Annotated in this window: 17 protein-coding genes; 5 read left to right on the top strand and 12 right to left on the bottom strand. The window is 44.3% G+C overall.

The window, feature by feature from the left end; all coding sequences use genetic code 11:
* Window positions 1–30: 30 nt before the first annotated feature.
* Both NCI00_RS15530 and NCI00_RS15525 read left to right on the top strand, forming a co-directional pair.
* On the top strand, window positions 31–2,025 hold the full coding sequence (locus NCI00_RS15530) for a histidine kinase (RefSeq protein ID WP_253529003.1): 1,995 nt from the start codon (window positions 31–33) through the stop codon (window positions 2,023–2,025).
* Window positions 2,026–2,028: 3 nt separating this feature from the next.
* Window positions 2,029–2,790, top strand: coding sequence for a LytR/AlgR family response regulator transcription factor (locus NCI00_RS15525; protein WP_253529002.1), 762 nt, complete (start codon window positions 2,029–2,031; stop codon window positions 2,788–2,790).
* On the opposite strand, the gene NCI00_RS15520 is transcribed toward NCI00_RS15525, so the two are convergent.
* A complete protein-coding gene (locus NCI00_RS15520) occupies window positions 2,787–3,347 on the bottom strand; it encodes a Uma2 family endonuclease (RefSeq protein WP_253529001.1) in 561 nt (186 codons plus the stop codon). The genes NCI00_RS15525 and NCI00_RS15520 overlap by 4 nt on opposite strands.
* 93 nt (window positions 3,348–3,440) lie before the next feature.
* On the opposite strand from NCI00_RS15520, the gene guaA reads away from it, so the two are divergent.
* Both guaA and NCI00_RS15510 read left to right on the top strand, forming a co-directional pair.
* Window positions 3,441–4,967 (top strand): glutamine-hydrolyzing GMP synthase, encoded by a 1,527-nt coding sequence (gene guaA / locus NCI00_RS15515; protein WP_253528999.1) that lies wholly within the window; start codon window positions 3,441–3,443, stop codon window positions 4,965–4,967.
* A 106-nt stretch (window positions 4,968–5,073) separates the two neighbouring features.
* Window positions 5,074–6,519 (top strand): hypothetical protein, encoded by a 1,446-nt coding sequence (locus NCI00_RS15510; RefSeq protein ID WP_253528997.1) that lies wholly within the window; start codon window positions 5,074–5,076, stop codon window positions 6,517–6,519.
* 13 nt (window positions 6,520–6,532) lie between these two features.
* Here the strand turns inward: NCI00_RS15510 and NCI00_RS15505 are convergent, their stop codons facing one another.
* The 8 genes from NCI00_RS15505 to NCI00_RS15470 all read right to left on the bottom strand — a co-directional run bounded on the left by NCI00_RS15505 (window position 6,533) and on the right by NCI00_RS15470 (window position 17,216).
* On the bottom strand, window positions 6,533–7,915 hold the full coding sequence (locus NCI00_RS15505; RefSeq protein ID WP_253528994.1) for an L-serine ammonia-lyase: 1,383 nt from the start codon (window positions 7,913–7,915) through the stop codon (window positions 6,533–6,535).
* 122 nt (window positions 7,916–8,037) lie between these two features.
* Window positions 8,038–8,475 (bottom strand): transposase family protein, encoded by a 438-nt coding sequence (locus tag NCI00_RS15500; RefSeq protein ID WP_166560151.1) that lies wholly within the window; start codon window positions 8,473–8,475, stop codon window positions 8,038–8,040.
* Between the two features lie 44 nt (window positions 8,476–8,519).
* Window positions 8,520–9,482: a helix-turn-helix domain-containing protein gene (locus tag NCI00_RS15495; protein WP_253528992.1), complete on the bottom strand. Its 963-nt coding sequence runs from the start codon at window positions 9,480–9,482 to the stop codon at window positions 8,520–8,522.
* A gap of 155 nt (window positions 9,483–9,637) precedes the next feature.
* A complete protein-coding gene (locus tag NCI00_RS15490; protein ID WP_253528990.1) occupies window positions 9,638–10,795 on the bottom strand; it encodes a helix-turn-helix domain-containing protein in 1,158 nt (385 codons plus the stop codon).
* Between the two features lie 191 nt (window positions 10,796–10,986).
* Window positions 10,987–13,356, bottom strand: a complete 2,370-nt coding sequence (locus tag NCI00_RS15485) for a DUF11 domain-containing protein (RefSeq protein WP_253528988.1) — start codon at window positions 13,354–13,356, stop codon at window positions 10,987–10,989.
* 422 nt (window positions 13,357–13,778) lie between these two features.
* Complete coding sequence (locus NCI00_RS15480) at window positions 13,779–15,101, bottom strand: ammonium transporter (RefSeq protein WP_114461303.1); 1,323 nt, start codon at window positions 15,099–15,101, stop codon at window positions 13,779–13,781.
* Window positions 15,102–15,215: 114 nt separating this feature from the next.
* Window positions 15,216–16,457, bottom strand: a complete 1,242-nt coding sequence (locus NCI00_RS15475; protein WP_253528985.1) for a porin — start codon at window positions 16,455–16,457, stop codon at window positions 15,216–15,218.
* Window positions 16,458–16,868: 411 nt separating this feature from the next.
* Window positions 16,869–17,216 (bottom strand): 4Fe-4S binding protein, encoded by a 348-nt coding sequence (locus NCI00_RS15470; RefSeq protein ID WP_166560157.1) that lies wholly within the window; start codon window positions 17,214–17,216, stop codon window positions 16,869–16,871.
* 133 nt (window positions 17,217–17,349) lie between these two features.
* On the opposite strand from NCI00_RS15470, the gene NCI00_RS15465 reads away from it, so the two are divergent.
* Window positions 17,350–18,372 carry an acyl-CoA reductase gene (locus tag NCI00_RS15465; RefSeq protein ID WP_253528982.1) on the top strand — a complete coding sequence of 341 codons (1,023 nt, stop codon included), beginning with the start codon at window positions 17,350–17,352 and terminating at the stop codon, window positions 18,370–18,372.
* Window positions 18,373–18,458: 86 nt separating this feature from the next.
* Here the strand turns inward: NCI00_RS15465 and NCI00_RS15460 are convergent, their stop codons facing one another.
* The 3 genes from NCI00_RS15460 to NCI00_RS15450 all read right to left on the bottom strand — a co-directional run bounded on the left by NCI00_RS15460 (window position 18,459) and on the right by NCI00_RS15450 (window position 21,491).
* Window positions 18,459–19,556: a carboxylate-amine ligase gene (locus NCI00_RS15460; RefSeq protein WP_114069089.1), complete on the bottom strand. Its 1,098-nt coding sequence runs from the start codon at window positions 19,554–19,556 to the stop codon at window positions 18,459–18,461.
* A gap of 81 nt (window positions 19,557–19,637) precedes the next feature.
* Window positions 19,638–20,708 (bottom strand): ATP-grasp domain-containing protein, encoded by a 1,071-nt coding sequence (locus NCI00_RS15455; protein WP_253528980.1) that lies wholly within the window; start codon window positions 20,706–20,708, stop codon window positions 19,638–19,640.
* A gap of 72 nt (window positions 20,709–20,780) precedes the next feature.
* The gene (locus NCI00_RS15450) at window positions 20,781–21,491 is read right to left on the bottom strand and encodes an esterase family protein (RefSeq protein WP_253528979.1); all 711 of its coding nucleotides are present in this window, start codon (window positions 21,489–21,491) and stop codon (window positions 20,781–20,783) included.
* Between the last annotated feature and the right edge of the window lie 77 nt (window positions 21,492–21,568).

Below are 21,568 nucleotides of genomic sequence, written 5' to 3'. Positions count from 1 at the left end.
CTTTGAAAAAAACTAAAACACCGCCTGCTAATGGTTGGCCGCCTTTTATTTCTGGTTGGCATTTTGATTGCGTTTTATGCCAAAGCCCAGCCCGACACCCTACGTTTGAGTGAATTCAAAGAGCATCGAATGCTCTTTGAAAAGGCCGTGTTTACCACTACTCCCCTACGCGAAAAACGACAGATTTCATCGCATTTTTTTACCAATCAGTTTTCCAACTGGCAACGCCTAACGCCCCAGTCTCCCACCTACACCGAGCGCATCCATTGGCTGCATTTTCGGGTCCATAACGATACCGATACTGCCCAAACCATCTATATCAATGTACATTCAGCCAACCAAATCGTTGTTTTTTACGTGGCCTACAATGGCCAAATAAGCGCGCATAGGAGTGGCTACATGACGCCTTCCTCCCAATGGGCGCTTCCCGAAGATGACCGCTATATTCCCGTGATTTTCCCCAAAGGCGCGACCTTTGACCTACTGGCCCAACTTTCTAACTATACTGGTATTTTGCCTTTTTGGACGGGCACCCAATCCCCGAAGCCATCGTTTCGCTTACAGCTCGAAAAAGAGTCCTTTTACCTAAAAAAGACCCTGCATGAATACCGCCGCAACCTGCCCGAATTTCAATACCGAAGCTGGATTCAGGGCGCGTTGGCGCTTGCTGTGTTGTTTGTAGGATTGTTGTATCTCAAATATCGCCAACGAATTTACGCCTATTATTGGGCCTATATCTTGTGCGGTTTTTTGTTTTCGTTGCTCAAAACTCGCGCTTATACGCCTATTGGTCACAGCCTTGGCGAATGGCCCCTGCTCAAAAGTCATCTGATGGAATCGCTGCTTTGGTGGGGCATCGGGGCGTATTTGTTGTTTATGACCGAACTACTCGACCTCGCCAAAAACCATCCACTCATGCAGCGGTGGTTTCGCCGCTTGGCGCTTTTGCTGACGGGCTATGGGTTTGTCTACATCACGGTTATGTTATTGACAAACGACGGTGGCTTCCAGCAATTTTCGTTTTGGGGTGGTCGGTTCATTGCTTTACCGATTTATATCTTTACGCTGATTTGGATGAGTCGAAGTGTGCGCTCGCCGATGGTTCCGTACGTGATTTGGGCCAATTCTATGTTGGGATTGTTTGGAATATTAGCATGGCTAAGGGCAGGAGAAGTGATTCTGAAAGGCGTCAAACTTCCCGCTAATGTGGATGATTTATTAACGCTGTCGTTTGCCGTGGTGGCCGAAATCATCGTGCTTTCGTTGGCCCTTGCTCACCGTTACCGTTTGTTGGAAAAAGAAAAAACCGAAAGCCAACTAGCTTATTATGAAGAACTTCAGCACAAATCATTTTATGAAAAGCGCATGGCCGAAACCGAAATGCTGGCCTTGCGCAGCCAAATGAATCCGCATTTTTTGTTCAACAGCCTCAATTCCTTGGAATATTTGATTTTATCCAATGACGAACACAAAGCGACGAGCTACTTGGCAAAATTTTCCAAATTATTGCGGATGATTCTCAACCACTCGCGCGAAGAATCTATTTTATTGGAAGAAGAACTGACCGCACTGCGGTATTATCTAGACATTGAAGCTACGCGCTTGGGCGAGGGTTTTACGTATTCCATCGAAGTAGCCGAAACCGTGGATACCCAACGCCTCATCATTCCGCCGTTGTTGTTACAACCGTTTGTCGAGAATGCCATCTGGCACGGCCTAATGCCTTCTGATAAACCCACTAAAAATTTACAAATACGCGTTCGACTGGTCGATGGGCATCGGGTTGAGTTTGAAATCGAAGACAACGGGATTGGCCGAAAAAAATCGGCGGAGATGCGGAGCCGCTCCTCAGTAAAACGAAAATCGTACGGTATGGACATTACGCAGCAGCGCATTGCGCTCTTTAACCGAAATTATCCGAATCAACTTTCCATCGAAATTAATGATTTACAGCGCGAAAAAGAAACGGGAACGTTGGTTCGAATTGTATACAATTTATTGGATGAACCTACTAATGAAACCTAAGCCATGATACGCGCCATTTTGATTGACGACGAAAAACCCGCCACCGAAGTGCTGGAAATGAAACTCAAACGCCTCAATATGGGCGTACAGATTTTGGCGAAGTTTAACCAACCCGAAGCGGCAGTGGAGTTTATGCGCGTTACGTCATTTGACATTTTGTTTTTAGACATTGAAATGCCACGCCTCAATGGCTTTGATTTGCTACAACAGTTTGATGAATTTCACTTTGACGTTATTTTCACCACAGCTTACGACCAATACGCCCTGCGGGCATTTCGAGTCAGTGCGTTGAATTATCTGCTCAAACCCATCGAAGAAAGTGAGCTGAAAGATGCGCTTGTCAGCTGGCAACAGAAGAAAATCAAGCAGCTACAACTCCCTCAAATACAAACCTTTCACGAACATTTAGCCCCCAAGACACCGCCACAGCGCATGGCGCTTCCGACCAACGAAGGCCACGAAATCATCGAAATAAGTCAGATTGTTCGCTGCATGGCCGACACAAGCTACACGCATTTTCACCTGACCGACGGTCGAAAACTCGTTATTTGTCGTACGCTCAAAGAAATCGAACAGGCATTGGAGCCCAACGGGTTTGTGAGGGTGCATCATTCACACCTCATCAATCCGCATTTTTTACGAAAAATCGTAAAACAGGAAGGCGGATATCTGTTGATGTCTGACGGGGCTCAGGTGCCCGTTACGAAGCAAAAGCGCGATTGGCTGGTGGAGCAGTTTAATGTGCCGGGCAGGGGCGGAGTTTAAAATACTTTTTCAAAAACATCTTTCAGTAAAACTGATACATCAACCGACTGAAAGTGAGCCGTTTTGTCTAATCCATGCACGGTTTCTACGCTCCATTCTCCTTTGTCATTTTTGCGAAACACTTCCATTTGAGGCAGTTGTGTAGAAACCAGTACATATTCTTTCAGCGTTTCAATGCTGCGATACGCAATGAATTTATCGGTTTTGTCAAACACCGCCGTGGAAGTAGAAGCCACTTCAATCACCAAAACCGGATTAATCAGGTTATCATTTTCTATTGTTTTTGCTTCGCCGTCGCTTATCACAATATCTGGGTAAAAATAGCTGCCGTTCTGAGGATTAAAAACGCGCATATCACTGCCTAAAACTTCAAAATCGGTTCCTCTCAGTAGATTGCAAAGTAAACCAAATAACGCTATAGTAATATAATTGTGAATTTTGGTAGCTCCAGCCCTTTCAATGAGGGTATTGTAAATAAATTCATGCCGATGCTGACTTGCCCGTTCGAAGGAGAGGTATTCCTCAGCGGTAAAAGAAGATGAAATTGCAGGCACCATAACGGGTCTATTTTTAGCGAAAATACAAAGAAATTTCAACCCATAAGGCATTGTACATCCTTTTTTTTACCTTTGCACCTTAGAAACACGTCTATGTCCGAACAAATTCTGATTCTTGATTTCGGTTCGCAATTTACCCAACTCATCGCTCGACGCGTCCGCGAACTTAATATTTACTGCGAAATCCATCCCTTCAATAAAATCCCCGAAATTACGCCTGATATTAAGGGAGTTATCCTTTCGGGAAGCCCCTATTCTGTGCGAGACGAAGGCTCGCCACGGGTAGATATGAGCTTATTCAGGGGCAAAGTACCCTTATTGGGGGTGTGCTACGGAGCGCAACTGCTCGCCCACACGCTGGGCGGCGAAGTCAAAGCCTCCAAACACCGCGAGTATGGCCGGGCCATGCTCACGCATCATTCACATTCAGCGCTGTTGGATACGGTCTCCCCGATTACCCAAGTGTGGATGTCACATGGTGATACCATCGTTTCGGTTCCTGAATCGTTCAAAATCATCGGCGAAACCGACTCCGTCAAGGTGGCAGCTTTTCATATCGAGGGCGAGCAAACCTACGGAATTCAGTTCCACCCCGAAGTGACACACTCAGTAGAAGGAAAAAATATTCTCAAAAACTTTGTGGTAGACATTTGCGGCTGTGCGCAAGATTGGACAGCGGCCTCGTTTGTGGAAAGCACCATCGCCGACCTCAAAGCCCGGCTTGGCAATGACAAAGTGGTGATGGCCCTCTCAGGCGGTGTTGACTCGACGGTGGCGGCGTCGTTGGTCCACCACGCAATCGGAAAAAATCTATACTGTATTTTTGTAGATAACGGTCTGTTACGCAAAGACGAATACGAAAGCGTACTGCACTCATACTTAGATATGGGGCTGAATATCAAAGGCGTAGATGCCAAAGCGCATTTTTATGGCGTACTAGCGGGCCTCACCGACCCCGAAGCCAAGCGCAAGGCCATCGGTAAGGCCTTCATTGATATTTTTGACCAAGAAGCCCATTTGATTGAAGATGTAAAATGGCTCGGCCAAGGCACCATTTACCCCGATGTGATTGAGTCGGTTTCGGTCAAAGGGCCTTCGGCAACCATCAAATCACACCACAACGTAGGAGGTTTGCCCGATTATATGAAGCTAAAAATCGTGGAGCCACTCAATACGCTTTTTAAAGACGAAGTAAGGGCCGTAGGCCGCACTTTAGAGCTTCCAGAAACCATTTTGAAACGCCATCCTTTTCCCGGTCCAGGGCTTGCTATTCGGATTTTGGGTGATATTACCGCCGAAAAAGTAGCCATTTTACAGGAAGTTGACGCTATATTTATCAACGGTCTCAAAACCCGTGGCTTATACGATCAAGTATGGCAGGCGGGCGCTATGTTGCTTCCTATCCAAAGCGTAGGAGTAATGGGTGATGAGCGCACCTATGAGCGCGTAGTGGCACTACGGGCCGTGACATCGGTCGATGGGATGACTGCCGACTGGGCACACTTACCTTACGATTTTTTGGCAGATGTTTCCAACGAAATCATTAACCGAGTTAAAGGTGTTAACCGCGTGGTGTATGATATTTCGTCAAAACCTCCCGCTACGATTGAATGGGAATAAAAAGTAAGCAGTTCACAGTAGGCAGTCTGCAAACACGCACTTAGAGATTGAGTGTATTATAGTAGACTGCAAACTGCCTACTGTAGACTGTAAACTGCCTACTGCGATGCTAAGTTTTTTCAGAGTTAATGCTCCTTATCAGATTTTGAGCCTCATCATCGTTTTGGTGATGTTTCAATTTCCGTTTTATATCAATGCCCCTGACCTGTTGGTTTCTGAACTCCAATGGATGCTAGTAGGTGAAAAAATGGGGCAAGGATTCATGCTTTACCGCGACGTATGGGACAATCTCAGTCCTCTCTCGGCGGCGGCCTATTGGGGCATCGACGAGCTTTTTGGTCGCTCTCCCGCTGCTCACCGCAGCATTGCCAATATTCTGATTCTTTTGCAGGCCATTTACTTCAATTATATCTCCAATCAACGTCAGCTTTTTACGGAGCGCAATTACGTTCCTGGGGTGCTGTACCTGCTCTTTATCAACGTCTCGTTTGATTGCAGTATATTGTCGCCCGTTTTGATGGCCACCACGTTTATTTTATTGGCCTTTGGCACGCTTATCCGTCAAATGCAACGCGAAGGAGTCACTGACGAAGTATTTGAACTGGGTTTTTACCTGAGCGTGGCCACGCTGTTTTATTTGCCCATGGGCCTATTTCTACTGTGGGCTTTTTTCTCGATGCTTCTCTACACAGGGGCTAATTTCAGACAACATACGTTGGCGCTTTTCGGGTATATTTTCCCAATTGCACTTTCGGCACTTTTCTTCTTCTTTCGTGGTGCGCTCGACGATTTAAGTCAAAACCTGCTCACGTCGGCCTTTGAAGCGCGACGGTATAATTTACAGGATTTTTTGGGGGTCATCGGTACCATGGGGGGCGCTTTTTTGGTAGGTGGATTAGGCTTTTTTCAAACCATTGGGTATCCTCGTTTTATCAATTATCAGGGTCGATGCCAGCAAATAATGGGTTTGTGGGTAATTACCGCTTTACTTTCTATCGGGTTGATGCCGTTTATTGCCCCCATGCAATTCATTATTTTCATTCCTCCCGTGGCATTTTTTGCTGTCAATTTCTTTATGCTGATGAAGCGCCGCTGGCTGGCCGAAGTTCTTTTTATGGTTGTATTTCTGACTACTTTGTTTTTTCGGTATCAGGCCTCTTTCCTCACCGACCCCATTACCCTGACCAGTTCGGCACGCCTAGATAACCTGAAAATCAAAAGTGCCCTGTTGCCCGCCTCGATTCGTCAGCAGAAAGTGCTTGTCATCGGGGAAGACGAAGGAGAATACCGCGACAATTACCCCGCTACAGCCTATATTAATTGGGAATTGGCCCGCAATGACTTTGAAAATTTGGACAGCTACGAAAGTGTTATCAGTATCTTTGACAATTTTACCGCTGACCCTCCTACCTACGTCATCGACAAAGAAAATCTAATGCCACGCCTCTTCAAGCGTCTTCCCGAACTCGGCAAGCGATACCATTCTACCCAGTGGAAGGGAATTTATCAACTTAACGTTCAGCCTAAAGTAGGCGATGGCGACAAACGCTAAACAAACCCATCCGTCAGCACTCGGTCACGCTCAAGGCTAAGCCCGCTTCTGAGGTTTCTTTGTATTTTTTTGACATATCACGGCCAGTGGCTCTCATTACTTTTATGACGCTATCGAAAGAGATTTTTTGCATTCCAGGGTCGATGGTCATGGCCAGAAGGTAGGCATTGTAAGCTTTGGCCGCCCCCATGGCATTGCGCTCAATGCACGGAATCTGCACATAGCCACCGATGGGGTCGCAGGTCATACCGAGATGGTGCTCGATGCCAATTTCAGCCGCCGCTTCTACCTGCTCAATGCTCCCACCAGCAGCGTACGTGAGCATGGCTGCGCCCATGGCCGAGGCCGTTCCGATTTCGCCCATACAGCCCATTTCAGCCCCTGAAATACTAGCGTTGTGTTTTACCAAAAAACCAATGGCTCCAGCCGCCAACATTCCATCACGCATTTTTTGGGGAGAGTAGTGAAAGTGGTATTTCATCAGGTAAGTAAGCCCCGGAAAAACCCCCGACGCCCCCGATGTGGGGGCCGTAACGACAATACTGCCGGCCGCATTTTCTTCGGAGGCTGCCAAACAATAGGAATTCAGAAAAATCAAAAAACTGTCGGTCGTGGAGGCGTGTTGTTTAGCCCGCTCATAAAGCAAAGGGGCTTTTCGCTGAAGTCGAATCGAACCAGGCAAAATACCCTTGGCCCGTACTCCCCGCTTGACAGCTTTGTGCATAAAATCCAAAATTTGGTCTATTTTCCGAACAATTTCTTTTTCAGAAAGGCCCGTCAACGCCTTTTCATTTTCAATCATGAGCTGCGATAGGGTGAGGTTGCCTGCGCGTAAATGCGCCTGCAATTCCTCCATCGTTGAATACGGATACGCTGGCAAACGATGCTTTGTTCCTTCGGGTTCATGGCCCTTTTGTTGAATAAACCCTCCACCTACGGAATAAAACTCTCCTTCGACGACCGTTTTCCCATCTTCATCCAAGAGTCTCAAAATCATGGTATTGGGGTGTGGAAATGAAGTTTTTCCTTTATGATAAACAATACTGCTTTCCGAAACAGGCACCTTCATTCCCTGAAACTGAATTTCGTAAGTGTCTTCTTTCTTTTTCATGAGCCCAGTCAGCTCTTTTGGGTCGCACGTATGAGGTTGCCAGCCCAATAGGCCTCCCACAATGGCGCGGTCGGTACCGTGGCCTTTGCCCGTGGCACTCAATGAGCCATAGAGGTTGATTTGGAGCAGTTTGCCACGTTGCGCCTGTTCGGCTGGTAGTTGTATCAGTTGTTGTAAAAAAAGATACGCCGCCTTCATAGGGCCTATCGTATGCGAACTCGACGGCCCAGGCCCCACTTTAAATAGGTCAAATAATGAAGTAGTAATTGCGTTTTTGGAAGACATAAACGGGTTATTTTAGCAAAAAAAACGCGATAGTGTTCAAAAATAGCTATTCTTGAACACTATCGCGCAACAAAATTGAGCGTTTATTAAATAATCTTAAATCAGAACGAGCACTATCTCAATCAATAGGCGGGCTCGGCTACCTGGTTGTTCATTCTGGCCGCGATTGCCTCCCACAATTTCTTTTGCTTGCGTCGAGAGATGATGCTGGGATTTTTTTCAATCGCCTTAAGCAGTATCCGTTGGGTAAGCGAAAGATATTTGCTGACCTTGGGTTGGTCCATGCCAAAACTGGCCGCTAATTGTTCTTGAGGTACCCCACCCTTTAAATAAATCAGCACAAAAAGCAATGCATCCTGTGTATCGCTAAAGAGGCTGTTTTTCCGGGTAGAAATTTGACGCCGCAAGCGCGGGCTGCCGTCAAAAGTATACTCTGAAAAATAAGACTGCCATACTTCATGGAAAGGATTGTAGAGCATTTTAAACTCATTTTTTCTCAATCCTGTAAGCCTGCGAAGATTTTTTTCATCAGCTTGAAGGTCTTCGAACCTTTGAATCATTACCCAAACCATATAATATTAGTTAATGTAGAAAGAAGTGGATATTAAATTGAATTGTTTTTTTTTAACATTTTTGTTGGACTCACCATGTACTTTTTCTTAAATGCTTTGTCAAAGTTAGCCGCGCTGGTATATCCTAAGTTAGATGCAATCTCCGAAATCGTCCATTTATTCTCTAGCAGCTGATTTTTTGCTACTTCCAATTTTTGATTAAGATGGTACTCATACGGAGGGAAACCATACACCTGCTTAAAACATTTCTTAAATTTTGACAAGCTCATATTTGCCTCACTTGCCAAAAATTCCAGATTTGGAAGTGGTTTGTTGACCATAAAGTAACGGCTTTCAATCTCTTCAATTTGCTTCAAATCATGTTGATTGATTCTATTTTGTTGAAAAGTAGACTCATTACGGCCTACTTGAGCGATAAAATCAGCAATTAATTTATAGCATTGAGCCTGAGCCACTAGTCTTCTGGTAAATGAAGAGGTGTCATCAAAAAGTTTATCCAGCGTCACTGTTTGGTCAAAAAAAGAAGCCCCCTGCAAATAAACTCCTGCTTCAGAAGTCAATAATTTGATAAAAGGCGAATAGTTTTCCTGACCAGCAGCATTAATGCCAAGCTTATCATACAGCCAATCGCGATGAAAACTGATTGCCACAAATCGGGAGTGTTTCCCAACGGGCCAATGCGTATCTACCGTCATTTTAGAACTGTACAATACCATTGATTTTTGCATCTGCGTTTTCTGCCTTGTTTTGTTATCCAACAAATAATGCGTGTGCGCATCCTCCGATTGTACAAACGTAAGGGTCCAATAATCATTTGTACCAAGCGACTCCTTTAATGTATTCAGTGGTTTATACCAACATAACTCTCCAAGTAAAACCGACACTTCTCTGTCAAAAAGCATGGCGTCTAATTTAATAAAAGAATTTCCGTCTGTATGGTAAAATTCAGTGGGAGATTCTGCCTCTACGCCAAATTGTTCAGCAACTTCTGCCATCCATTGTTTAGATGGTTTAAGACTTAATTTGATCTCCATAAAATTGGAATACGAATTTAACAAATCAATTTTGCCACTTAATTTATCCTATTCTTTAGGTCAGATAAATTATGTCGAACAAATAAAGGCTCTTTTTTCGCTAAAACACTCCTAAATTATAATTCTGAAGTCAATTTTAATGTCTCTCTGTATCGTTTTGGGGAATGCCCCGTCGCTTTTTTGAATGCTGTATAGAAGGATGATTCAGAATTAAACCCAGAGTCTATTCCAATGGCAAAAATGGTGGCACTTTGATATTCAATATCTTTTAAAAGTGTTTGAGCTTTGTTAATCCTGTATGAATTAACAAACTCATTGAAATTCATTTTCCATTCACTGTTGATGATGTAAGAAAGTTGATGGGGACTGATGTCTATTTTCTTGGCTAAGCTACCAAGTGTAAGCTTAGAATCGAGAAACAACTCATTTACCTCCAATTCTTCCCGAATTTTTTCTATATATTTTGTCCGTATATCTGCGGGTATTTCCTTTTTAGAAGAAATTTGCTCATAATGGTTTTGGTTATCCACTTTAGTTTCTGGACCCACCATGCGCTCCTCCTCCCAATACGAGACGTGAACATCGGGCACAAACTCCTCCAATACAAAAGGTGATTTTATCATTAAAAAAATCGTGCCCAAACACCAAATCAGGAGACTTATTTGCCCAACTAATTCATAAATCTTAAACTGAGCTGAATTCTCACCCCAAAAAGACCGAATTCCTACCCCCGAAAATGCCATTACAGATTGAAACAATAAGAACCCAACGATGCTTTTCAACCAAATTGAGGTAGTTGGATGCATAGAACGGGACAAACGGGCATAATTTTTTGACAAAAACTGAAAAAGAAACAATCCAGCAAGGGCACTGAAAATTCCTACCGCCACCGAAGCACTCATCTGAAATGTCCCATTGGTAAAATCGGAAGCCGAGACCTCACCCGCTGCGTATAAATAAGAAAACACCTTTAAATGTAAAAAAGCGGGAATCAAAAGCCACTTAGAATAAAGATGATTCTTGAATCCAAGCGATGCCCGAACATACCCCACCACCATCACCGGAATGACCAACCTCAAGGTTTCGGGCACTACCAAAAAAAAAGAGGATGCCCGCAGTTGTTCTGGTATGGTAAACTGTAAAAATTCAGCAATTGAAATAAGCAGGAACAAACCACCCAAATAACGCAAATGAACACCCGTGTTTGTCCTGATACACAGACACATACAGATTAGGCTAATAAAAACGACCAAAAGATGTAAACTGTAAATCATCAGTAAGGATGATTATGTTTGTAACAAAACAATGCTCGACAATATATACGAGCATATACTACTTTATGGATTATATTACAAATAAAATAATTTTATTGGTATAAAAAAAATAGCCTTCTTGGGATAGAAGGCTATTTTATACTTAGAAATTAAATAGTGCTGTTGTTGTTGTATCAAACAGCTTCTTTAAGCTATTGAAGCTTTTTCACCGTTACAGGTACGCAGACAGGCGTTGGAGGACAGTTTGAACAGCCACCTACTGGAGCTACCACCGTTATGGTTGTCGAGCATGTATTTGCATCCGTAATGGTAATTACTTTGTTGCCTGAGCTAGCAAGGAAAGGCCCGAAAACTTGAGGCGTTCCGTAGTTGAACGGACCAGCTGTTACAGCGCCGCTAACAGTATACGTTGTGTTGCTACCACCTTCAGGGTTCAGCGTAAAGGTGAAGGTATCGTCAGTTGGATTGTCGGTTGTACCTGCGTTGTTACACAATGCGATTACTGAGCCAAGCAAAGGTTTTGGATTTACAGTCACTACTACGGTATCGGTATCAACACATCCATCTACCGAAGTAACGGTCAGGTAGTAAGTGGTAGTAGTCGTTGGTGTCACTGAGATAGTAGCCGTAGTGGCTCCTGTGCTCCAAAGGTAAGTTCCTCCTACGCCAGCGCCGCTTCCAGTCAACTCAACTGTGGTACCTTCGCAAACTGGAGCGGGATCTGCCCCTGCATTGGCCACCAATGTTCTGTAAATAACAACCACTGGGCAACAGTTACCCGAAACACAGACACCCACCGACGAGCTCGTGAAAGTATAACTTCCAGACTCCGTAACAACATAAGTAGAATCAGTAGCTCCAGGAATCAATGTACCATTACGATACCACTGATAAGCAGTAGAACCTGATGGCGCCGACAATGAAATGGATGAACCAGGGCACAAAAAGACGGGTACAGATACGCAAGCACTCGCAATGTCGTCATCTCCCGCCCCAGCAGTACCGTTGCCTGGGGTTGAATCCGGGTCACCTTCATTGACGGAAAGCACTTCTGCAATATTTGATAAAACACCGCTAGAATCCGCACTCGCCGTAATGCTCAGGGCAAGGCTCGTCGTAGCTCCGCTCAACGCACTACCCACATTCCAAATTCCAGTGATTGGGTCATAGAAAGTTCCCGTTGGAGCCGTATGGCTTACGTAGGTAAGGCCCACTGGAAGTAAATCTTTGATTTTTAAACCAGTAGGGGCTTCAAATCCCGTTGCATCCGCTTGGCGGTTTACCGTTACGGTAAATGTAACATCGGTACCTGCGGCTACGCTGTCGTTGTTTACGGTTTTTAACACGTTCAAGTCAGCCATATTTTCATCGCAGAAGTTAGGAATACCGTCGCCGTCGGTGTCCAACAAGTCATTTCCAGAACATTTGTCCATACAATCCAACATACCATCGGCATCGCTGTCTGTTTTCACAAAAGCATAGTAGACATTTAGGTCATAAGCTACTGATAATAAGCCACCACCTGAAATTCTGATTTTATCAAAGGGCTGCGTTACTTTGAACCCAAGTTGTACACGCGTACCGCCCAATAATGAAGCCGTAAGCAAAGAGCCTCCTGAGATTGTCTGAAGTGGAGTTGTGTTACTACCCAAATAAGTAGTGATGGTAATATTACCCAGTACATTGACATCCAAAAGACCCGAACCCTGTTGTACCACAAAACCTGCGTATACATCACCAGGAGTAGGACTGACTGTATTAGCCAAGGCAACCTGCAAATAACGTGCACAGTTAATCCCAGCTACCAGACTTATCTGGGCCGCATTTGTCGAATCAGCATCAATTGCGTTGTTAGGATTGGATACCCCCCCCCCAAGACATACTCCTAGACCAGTCGTTGTAGAACCTGTAGTAACCCCCGAAGCATCAGCACCTACCAAGGCATTGACACAGTCTAGTGGACAAGAAGCAGGACCTTCAAATGCGTAGTATACATCCAAAGAAGAAAGCAAACCTAAGAGACCACTTGCCGCAAAAAGTTGTACTTCGTCAAAATCGCCCGTTGTAGTGAAGCTCAGGATTTGCTTACCCGTAGTTCCTCCAAAGGCCGTTGCCTTCAAAAGTCCCGCACCGCTGTTGAACGTGGCCGTTTGCACAAGGGTTCCGTTGCGGTAGGTTCTGATTTGGATGTTGTTGAGGAGGTTTACGTCCAAAAGGGTACTGCCACTTCCCACCACAAAACCAACGGTGTTGCCAGCGGGATAATACTGGAGAGAATCTTTTACCGAAACGGCCGAACCAGAGCCTAGCAAGCTGATTCCCGTGGTTAACGTAGCAAAGTTGGTTAAGTTGCCATCAATGATGTTGGCACCGCTTGCAGCAGTACAGCCAACGCACAAGCCAGTATTCACGGCATTGATAAACGCCCCACGACCAGCGATGGGGTCCATACAAATTTGGTTGTTTTCGAGGGTTTGCTGTTGGGCAAACACGGTTGTAAAGGCTAGCAGCAGTCCTGCCAGCATGACAACAAAGCGCGAGTTTTTGTAAAACGTGACCATAGATAATTGAATTTGTTTAAGAGATTATTTAAGAACGACACCAAAATTTAGGTTCGTTGTTATGTTCTCTAATATCAATATCTCGGCCGATTCAGAAGAAATAAAAAGGAATGAAACTTTTAGGAATGGCTAAAAAGCGTATAGGAAAGTTTAAGGATAAAAAATAGGTATTGGAGCATTTTTGCGGTATTAGATTGTTTTCGTGCCAAAAAGTAGGAGTTATTTCAAAAACAACTGATAAGAATCAAAATACACCTTTTAGGCAAAAGAACAAAAAAAAATGAAGCTACCAGCAGAGCCGATAGCTTCAACGAGTACAACAAAACCACAGTCAATAGGGCTAACCCTCTGTGGTCTTGTTGGTATATTTATTCATCCCTAGTTCATTGTCATTATTTAGATGATATGAACCGCGAGAATTACTAAGCTTCAACTAAAAACTCATCGTGCTGGCTGATATCCAAACCAACTTTTTCGTCTTCTTCAGATACGCGAAGCGGCTCAATAAGGTCAGTTACTTTCAGGATAATGTATGACATCACGAACGCAAAGACGGAAACCAATACCAAAGCAATCAAGTGGTTTTTGAACAACGTAAACGTGCCATACGCCAAACCTTCATCAACAACGGCCGAGTTTACACCCTTAGAAGCAAAGATACCTGTCATCAACATACCCATCATACCGCCTACACCGTGGCAAGGGAATACGTCAAGCGTGTCATCCAAGGTAGTTTTGGTACGAAGGTGAGCCAAATAGTTTGATACCATTGAAGAAATAGCTCCGATAAAGATAGACTGAGGAATGGTTACGAAACCACAAGCAGGGGTAATGGCCACCAAACCAACTACCGCACCGATTGAAAATCCTAAAGCGGAAGGTTTTTTGCCTTTGGCAGTATCAAAAAGAACCCAAGCCAAACCAGCAGCAGCCGCAGCGGTGTTGGTAGCAGCCAAGGCTGAAACGGCCAATGGACCTGACCCTACCGCCGAACCAGCGTTGAAACCAAACCATCCGAACCAAAGCAAACCTGTACCTAACAATACATAAGGAATATTGGCTGGAGGTAAGAAATTAGCTTCTACGTGTGACCGACGACGCTTCAAGTACAAAGCACCCGCCAAAGCAGCCCAACCAGCCGACATGTGTACAACGGTACCACCGGCAAAATCTAATACGCCTAATTTGAAAAGGAAACCATCAGGGTGCCAAGTCCAGTGCGCCAAAGGTGCATAAACGAAAATGCTGAAAAGCACCATGAAAAGAATGTAAGAACGGAATTTGATACGCTCAGCCAACGAACCCGTAACGAGCGCAGGAGTAATAACGGCGAATTTCAACTGGAAAAATGCAAACAATGCCAATGGAATGGTAGGAGCCAGTGACCAAGGCTTGCCATCCAATACACCTTTGAACATAAAGAATGTCAGCGGATTTCCAACCCAACCTCCGATTGAATCACCGAATGCAAGGCTAAAACCAACAACTACCCAAACAATGCTGATTACGCCCATGGCAATAAAGCTCTGCAACATGGTCGAAATCACGTTTTTGTGGTTTACCATACCTCCGTAGAAATACGCTAAGCCGGGAGTCATTAGGAGAACGAATGCCGTAGCAACGAGCATCCAGGCGATGTCACCTGAGTTGAGACCTTCGGTCACAATTTGGGTAGGGATGGCAGGCATCAGAATCCCCAAAAGGCTCACGCCCAACAAAATTACGAGTGGGATGTACTTTTTCATAAAGTTACTTGACTGGTTTTGGTTGTACGTTTTATTAAGTAGGAATTGGTAGCGGGTAGTCAGCAGATTGACCGACAATCTATACTGACTACCTGTTACGATTTACCGAGTGTACTAAAACTTATAGATGAAAGCCAATCCAAGGGTTGATTGTGAACTCTTGGTAAAATCACCGTTTTCATCCTCAAATTGCTGATTTTTTGCTTCGCTAGTGCCGCTCACCTTCTTGTAAGCATCCAAACGGAACTCAGGTTTGATGAGCAAGTGACCATCGGCCAAAGTGAAGTTACCGGTCAAAGTCAATGAATTTACGGAAGTACCTTCTCCTTTTTTGTTAAGCAGGGCACGAACACCGCTGCTGTTGTCAAAATACTCATAACGCGCTCCGATACTGAATATATCGCTGGCCGCAACGTTGAAGTAACCCGCAGCACCGCCCCATGTTTGCGCTGTAGTTGGGCCACCTGCGCCTTGATAATCACCTTTTTGTGAACCATAAGCAGCGTTCAATCCAACCAAGAGCTTGTCAGTAGCCTGATAAGAAGTGGTCAAATCCAACACTCTGTAGTGCGCATCAGGAGTGTTGCCGTTGTCATCAGGGCTGGCTTCGTTGCTGTTGATGAAGTTAAGGTATACGTTCCAGCCTTTAGCAGGATTGATAAACAATTGAGAGATAAGGCCTTTTTTGCGGTTGTTATCATTCAAATTGTCAACGTTGTTGACAAGACCCAACATCAACGATACTTTATCAGAAAAAGCATAGTTAGCTTTTACTCCAATGTGGTAGAATGGACCGTTATTGAAAAGATTTGACAATGAATAGTTGAAGTTAACGGGCGCATCAATTACTTCATAACCGATGTGGGTACCAAACTGACCCGCCGTGAGCGTAAATTTGCTTGAAGCTTTCCAGTTAAAGTAAGCTTGCTTAATGGCTAAAGCCGTGTTTGTGTTGCTGCCCAACGCACCCAGTACGTTACCGTAGTTTCCGAGGTCGGCGTTTGGTCCGAATGCCAAATCTACCACCACATCCGACTTATCATTGCTATACTGCATTTTGGTTTGCACCAAACCCAAAGAGAACTGTCCTGATTTTTGATCAAATGCCCGGGCATAATAAGCACCCAAGTTTGAACGTGAAGCTGGCTTGTTGAAATTGCCAATGTAGTAGGAATCAATATAACCCGAAAAAGTAAAAGTGCCTTTTTTCTCTTCTTCTCCTTCTGTTTTGGTTTCTACTTTAGCTTCTGATTTACTTTCTTCTTTCTTACCATCTGTTTTTCCACCTGCATTTCCCTTAGGAAAAGCCAAAAAGGTCGCAAACAAACATAAAACAAGTAAATTAAATTTTTTCATAATATTATTTTGTTTAAGGTGGGTATTGAGTGGTTTTGTTTTCCGATACAAACTTTGACTTATTTTTATAAAAATCCAAATTTTTGGTTCGTTTTTTAAGTAATTTTTCATAAAAATTTAATATTTCCGTAGTTTTATACTTAATATTATTGATAAATTTAATTTAATATTAAAAAAATACAACTTTTAGTTTTATTCTGCATTATTAAATAATCTCAAAATATTATTTGCCCACCACTTCAACAATATGTAAACAAAACATTTGAATAATTATATTTTATTTCAACTTGGCCATACAAAACATCCTTAAAATATTAAATCAAAATCGGCATAAAGCGCACAAAAAAAGCCCCTGAGAAATCTCAGGGGCTTAGATTGAAGGAACTTTCCTCTTATTTAAAAGACATTGGGTTATTCACCGTGCATCCACGCTTTCTTGGCAAGCAATGTTTCTTCATCTTCTACATTTTCTGGATCGGCCACACAACAATCTACGGGACAAACAGCGGCGCATTGCGGCTCCTCATGAAAACCCATACATTCAGTACACTTATCAGTAACAATGTAGTAAAATTCGTTTGAAATGGGTGCTTGTTTTACTTTGGCGTCCACAACGGTACCATCACCATAGTCAACTTCTTCCAAATGAGTACCACCTGCGTATGTCCATTCTACGCCACCTTCGTATATTGCAGTATTCGGACATTCCGGCTCGCATGCACCGCAGTTGATGCATTCGTCAGTAATCATGATTGCCATAATTGCACTGTATCGTTTAGTTTTGGGATATTTGCACTTGTAATCAAAAAACAAATTTAATTATTTAAAGTTTCGGTTGGGTCATAAAAATCATAATTCTTTGATTTTTTGTACTTTTCCCATAAATATTTCAATGAATAATAGCACCGAACACATAGCACCCTTTGTTGAGCTGGGCAAAATCCTCACCTCCAACGCCATAGAAGACGTTGTCTTTAAGGCATATTCACAAAATCATTGGTTCATTCCTGACTTTGTCACCCATGCACTGAAGGCCATCGGAGAAGAATACCTCAACGAAGAAAAACTTCGAACTTGGCTCAGTACCTATCAATTACAGTCAGGGCACCCCGATTTTATCCCAAAAAAAATCGGGGTGGTCATGGCTGGAAATATTCCCGCCGTGGGTTTTCATGATTTACTGAGCGTACTCCTCAGCGGTCATCACCTTATGGCCAAACTCAGCACCGACGACCGTGTCTTGATGCTGTTTTTGATTGAAAAATTGACTGAAATAGCGCCCGCCTTGGCTCAACGCATCACCCTTGCCGAACGTTTAAACGCCGCTGATGCCTACATTGCCACGGGCAGCGACAACACCGCCCGCTATTTTGAATACTATTTTTCCAAGAAACCGCACCTTATTCGTCGCAACCGTACATCGGTCGGAATTTTGACGGGCGAAGAAACAAACGAAGAATTGATGGGATTGGGAAGAGATGTTTACTGCTATTTTGGCCTCGGCTGCCGCAATGTCTCCAAAATCTTTGTTCCCACAGGCTATGATTTTTCTAAATTCTATGAAGCCATCGAGCCGCAACTCGACTTTTTTAGAAACCATCATAAGTATTTCAATAATTATGAATACAACAAATCGGTGTATCTCGTCAACCGGGAGCCGCACCTCGACAATGGTTTTTTGATGATCCGGGAAACCGACTCGTTGGTTTCGCCTATCTCGGTACTGTTTTTTGAATACTACACCGATGCCAACGACCTAAAATCAAAGTTGGAAGCTCATTCCGAAAAAATCCAGTGCATTGTGTCCAAAGAAGGCCACTTTCCGTCAAGTCTTCCATTGGGGGAAGCTCAAAAACCGTCTTTGTATGACTACGCCGATGGAGTAGATACGATGGCCTTTTTGACCAGCTTATAATTATTTCGGCCATTCGGCTCCTTTTTAAAAAGAACCCGAATGGCCGAAAACTTTTTATTCTCTCATTCTGAAGGCCAATTCCTTCCTTACAATCCATAGGCAGTTTCTTGCACAATGTAATCCACCACCCGGGTAAAATCCTGCGTGGCTTCCCATACCGCCAACTGACGGTCGGCTCCAGTGCCCATTTCCAGAATTTTGTGAATGTATTCTACCTCTTTGCGACTACCAAGGTCGTCGACCACGTCATCCACAAACTCAAGCAGCTCTTGTGCCAAGTTATAATAAGGAACTTCTTCTTTGCGGCCAAAATCAATGAGTTTGCCGTGAATCCCATACCGAGCCGCCCGCCACTTGTTTTCGTTGATAAGGATTTTTCGGTAATGCTGAAAGTTGAGGTTTTTGCTCATCAACTTATAAATCTTCACCACCAACGCCTGCATGAGCGCCGCCAAACAGATGGTTTCATCGGCCCGCATCGGAATATCGCAGACGCGGTATTCGATGGTATTATAGAAAGGATGCAGGCGCAGGTCCCACCAAATCTTTTTGCCGTTGTCGATGCACCCCGTTTTAACGAGTAGGTTTACGTAGTCGTCGTAATCGTGCGCCGTTTCAAAATATTCGGGAATACCTGTTCGGGGAAACTTGTCAAATACTTTTGAGCGATACGATTTAAAACCCGTATTGCGTCCGCACCAAAAAGGCGAATTGGTAGAAAGTGCATAAATATGCGGCAAAAAGTACGTCAATGAATTGATAAGTTTGACCCCCGTGTCCCGGTCAGGAATACCGATGTGAACGTGCAACCCAAAAATCAAGTTGCCGCGTGCCACGTCACGCATTTCTTCGATGAGCTTATCGTAGCGCGGATTGGGCGTAATCAGCTCGTCCTGCCAATCGGAAAAAGGGTGCGTACCCGCCGCCGCAATCTTAAGATTTTGCTGCGCTGCCAAATCAATAATCATCTTCCGCAAGTACGTCACCTCCTGACGCGCCTCCTGAATATTGGTACAAATATTGGTTCCTACTTCCACGACCGACTGGTGCATTTCGGCCGTAACGCGCTCTTTAAGAATGATTTTACCATCCTCTACAATCTTCGACATGTGGGAGCGCAGCCCACGGGTTTCAGGGTCTATTGTCTGAAATTCTTCCTCAATTCCGAGTGTAAAAAGGGGCATAGCAGATGAGTTTACAGGATGCCGTTTGCGGTTGGTACGCCGATGAGCCTAGCACCGCCGTACCAACGGCAAACAATAAACTTATTTTTTCTTGGGCGCTTTTTTAGCTGGTTCTTCGTCTTTTGCCTTTTTGGGCGCAGCTTTTTTGGGAGCCTCTTCGGTGGGTTCGACGTCGCCCTTGGCCAAATTTGCAATCGGCAAGTTCATGGCCGAAGTGCGCACAAAGCTACCCCAAGTAAGGTTTGTTTTGCCTTCTTTGTGCGCTTTTGCTTTTTCGATGGCCATTTTAGCGGCGTTTTCTACAATCCAATCAAAGTTTTCCTGTCCTACTGAATGAATATCGGCATCGGGTGCAGGATTACAAAAATCAATGGCGTACGGAATGCCATCATGTACGGCAAATTCTACGGTATTAAAATCATAGCCGAGGGCTTTGTTGAGACGCAATACATAATCAGTAATCGTGGCAATGAGTTTTTTATGGGCCTCACCCGTGGTTTTGGGCTGCGTAGCGTAGCGAAGATGATGCGGATTGCGCGGCTCATACGGCATAATGTGGACGTATTTACCACCCAAACAATAGCAACGATAATAATCTTCAAAGGTAACCTCACTTTGCAGCATCATCACCAACTGTTCGGTTTCGGCGTGTTTATTCCACAAATCTTCCATGTCATGGATTTTATAGACGCTTTTCCACCCTCCGCCCGCGTGGGGTTTCATGTAGGCTGGAAAACCCACGTATTCAAACATTTCTCCCCAAGCCATCGGCATTTTCAGGTTACGAAATGAAGTTTCTGAAGTATCGGTCGGACGTTCTTTGGAAGGCATCAATACCGTATTTGGCACTGGCACACCTAGTTTCACGGCCAAAGCATTATTGAAAAACTTCTCGTCGGCGCTCCACCAAAACGGGTTGTTGATAACCGCGGTGCCGCAAAGCGCGGCATTTTTAAGAAACGCCCGATAAAAAGGCACGTCTTGCGAAATACGGTCGATAATGACGGCGTAGTCAGTGGCTTCTCCCTGTACTACCCGATCAATTAGTACCGGTTCCGCAATAATATTTTTACCATCCAATTGGTTGACCCGTTCAACAAAAGCTTGGGGGAATGTATTTTCCATTCCATGAAGTATTCCTATTTTTTTCATAAATGAATCACCGGATGCCCCGGCGCGGTTAGTGTGATTTTTAGATGACAATTATTTGCAAAATAGACTGATTTATAGCCCCATTTGAGACACGTATTCGGGAAACATCCTGTTCCAAAGTGGCCAATCGTGTTTGTCCCAGCCTCGAATATCCAACCAGTGCGGAATCCCTTTGTTTTTCAGAAGATTAGACATCTGGATATTGGCATCAAGGCAAATATCCCATTCCGAAGTCCCTAGCACAATTTTCATGTGATGGAACTTCCATGCTTCTTCGTTGTGGATAAAATCAACGGGATTATTGAAGTAAACGGTATCATCGTGGTGGCCTTCTACAAAACTGCGGATGTCAAAAGCCCCGCTCATGCTAATCATATAAGCCACTTTATCGGGGTGTTTGAAAGCAAAATTGAGTGCATGATAGCCCCCAAAGCTACATCCCGCCACCGCGATTTTGTCCACATTGGCTTCACGGCGAATCGAAGGCACCAGCTCGTCGTTCAGAAAACGGTCATAGACGGAATGATTATGCGCCCGGACCGCCGGCGGTAAATGCTTGGCGTACCAACTATCTTCGTCGATTCCGTCGATTAGGTACAGTTTTATTTTCCCTGCGTCAACAAACCCTCGTACCGAATCAGTTAGCCCAAACTCTTTGTTTTGGTAGTACCTGCCCATCGACGTCGGGAACAGGAGAATGGGATACCCCCAATGCCCTATCACGAGCATTTCAATATCCCGGCCCAACGTGGGCGAATACCATTTTTGATAGGTTTCTTTCAAGATTGATAAAGTGTTTAACGTGGTAATAATTTGTCGAAATATAGACAAAAAGTGAGAATAACAAGATTCTGTCCCAA

Source organism: Runella salmonicolor, from assembly GCF_024158025.1.
GTDB classification, from domain to species: domain Bacteria; phylum Bacteroidota; class Bacteroidia; order Cytophagales; family Spirosomataceae; genus Runella; species Runella salmonicolor.
Note: the sequence above shows the minus strand (reverse complement) of the source record. Positions and strands in the feature narration are given on the sequence as shown.